Origin of the sequence: Nocardia sp. NPDC050710 (genome assembly GCF_040654375.1) — a bacterium.
In the GTDB taxonomy this organism is placed as follows: domain Bacteria; phylum Actinomycetota; class Actinomycetes; order Mycobacteriales; family Mycobacteriaceae; genus Nocardia.
On the sequence record NZ_JBFAHV010000062.1, the window covers coordinates 1 to 2,669 of the forward strand.

The following is a 2,669-nucleotide window of genomic DNA, read 5'->3' on the forward strand; positions in this document are numbered from 1 at the left end:
CATGTGGTGCCGTCGATGCTCGATGCCCTGCTCAGTGGTGGGGAATTGCCTGCCTCGTTGTGGCGGGTCTTGGCGATCGGTGAGGCGTTGCCCGCCGCGTTGGCGCAGCGTTTCCTGAAGGAGTATCCGCGGGTCGAGCTGTTCAACTTGTACGGCCCTACCGAGGCCGCCGTGTCGATCACCAGCCATCGGGTGACAGTCGCCGACCACCTCTCGGTGTCGATTGGTGGTCCGGAGTGGAACAGTCAGGTCTACGTGCTGGATGCGCGGTTGCGGCCGGTTCCGGCAGGTGTTTCGGGTGAGTTGTATTTGGCTGGTGCGCAGTTGGCGCGTGGGTATTTCGGGCGAGCGGACCTGACGGCGGATCGGTTCGTAGCCAACCCGTTCGAGCCGAGCACTCGGTTGTACCGCACGGGTGACTTGGTGGCGTGGAATGCCAACGGGGAACTCGACTATCGGGGCCGTACGGACTTCCAGGTCAAGATTCGTGGTTTCCGTATCGAACTCGGCGAAATCGAAGCCGCGTTGCTCGCCCTGCCCGGGGTCGCACAGGCCGCGGTCCTCGCGAAGTCGGATCCGCGTACCGGCGATCGCCTGGTCGCCTACCTCGTGGCTCCTGCGGATATCGATGTCACAGGCGTGAAGTCTGCCCTGAACGCCGGTTTGCCGTCGTATATGGTGCCGTCGGCGTTCGTCGTTTTGGATGCTTTGCCGTTGAATGTGAACGGCAAGCTGGATCGAAAAGCACTGCCGGAACCCGAGTTCGAGGTTCAGGCGTTCCGTGCGCCGTCGACTCCGATCGAGGAGATCGTCGCTCAGGTCTTCGCCGATGTCCTCGGCGTGGAGCGGGTCGGCGCGGATGATGATTTCTTCGCCCTCGGCGGTAATTCGTTGCTGGCCACCCAGGTAGTGGCCCGTATCGGCGCGGCGCTCGATACCCGCGTGCCCGTCCGGGTGTTGTTCGAAGCCTCTACGGTGGCCGGTCTCGCGACCAATGCCGAACAGCATGCGGGCAGCGGCCGTAAGGCACTGGTCGCGGGCCCACGGCCGGACCGTATTCCGCTGTCGCTGGCGCAGCAGCGCATGTGGTTCCTGAACCGGTTCGATCCCGAGTCGGCGGCCTATAACGTGCCCGGCGCGGTGCGCCTCACCGGTGCGCTCGATATCGCCGCATTGCAGCAGGCCATCGCCGATGTGATCGCCAGGCACGAAACTCTGCGCACGGTCTACCCGGAACAGGACGGCGCCGCATACCAGGTGATCCTGGCGCCGGATCAGGCCGTACCCGACCTCGCCCCGGAGCCGGTGCCCCCCACCGAATTGCGGCAGCGGATCACCGATCTGGTCTCGGTCGGTTTCGACGTCACCGCAGAGGTTCCGCTGCGGGCCAAGCTGTTCCACGTCACCCCGGCGACCGACGAGTACGTCCTCGTCTTCGTCGCCCATCACATCGGCGCGGACGGTTGGTCGATGGGCCCGCTGACCCGTGATGTGATGGTGGCCTATGCGGCTCGAGCCGCGGGCGTGGCACCCGGTTGGGCGCCGCTGCCGGTGCAGTACGCGGATTTCGCGCTGTGGCAGCGGGAAGTACTCGGTTCGGAAACCGACCCGGAGAGCCTCATCACGGCGCAGGCCGACTATTGGCGCACCGCGCTGGCCGGTCTACCGGACGAGCTGAACCTGCCCACCGACCGGCCTCGCCCGAAGATGCAGTCGTTCGCCGGTGGGCGCGTGCTGTTCTCGCTCGACGACGACCTACAGCTGCGGTTGCAGAAGCTGGCGCGCGAGCAGAACGCCACCCTGTTCATGCTGCTGCACACGGCGCTCGCGGTATTCCTGGCGCGCATGTCGGGTACCGAGGACATCGCGATCGGCACCCCCGTGGCCGGACGCGGTGAGGCCGAGGTCGACAACGTGATCGGCATGTTCGTCAACACCTTGGTATTGCGCACCCGGGTGCGCGGCGACCTCACCTTCGACGAGCTGCTCGCGGACACCAAACAAGCCGATCTGCAAGCCTTCGCGCATGCCGATCTGCCGTTCGAGCGGCTGGTAGAGCTGCTGAATCCGGAGCGCTCGACCGCGCGCAATCCGTTCTTCCAGGTGTCGTTGTCCTTGCAGAACCTGCCGGAAAGCAGTTTCGAACTGCCTGGTTTGCGGGTCGAAGCGGTCGAATCCGGTATGCAGGCTGAACAATTCGACCTGTCGCTGACGATGCGCGAAGTCGGCGGCGCGGGGCTGCACGGCATGCTGACCTTCGCCCGTGATCTGTTCGACGAGTCGACCGTGCGGGTGTTCGCCGAGCGGTTCACCCGCTTGCTGACCGCCATCGCGGATGGCTCGGCAACACCGATCGGTGATCTACCGCTGCTGTCGGAGGCCGAGTACGCGCTCCTGGCGCCGGTGCGTGGCGCGGCGGCGGTCGATAGTGGTTTGTTGCCGGATATGTTGGCGCGTGGCGTGGGGTTGGGTCGTGAGCGGATAGCGGTGCGCTATTTGGGCAGGTCGATTACGTACGGCGAACTCGACGATTATTCGTCGCGGTTGGCGCGGGTGCTGATCGATCGTGGCGTCGGTCCGGAATGTGTGGTGGCGCTGTCGTTCCCGCGTTCGTATTCGATGATCGCGGCGATCTGGGCGGTGGCCAAGACCGGTGCGGCTTTCGTTCC

At 65.3% G+C, this 2,669-nt stretch carries 1 protein-coding gene; it reads left to right on the top strand.

The features are described 5' to 3' along the window. The coding region (locus tag AB0H61_RS38975; RefSeq protein ID WP_357313961.1) for a condensation domain-containing protein at positions 1–2,669 on the top strand (2,669 nt) is incomplete at both ends.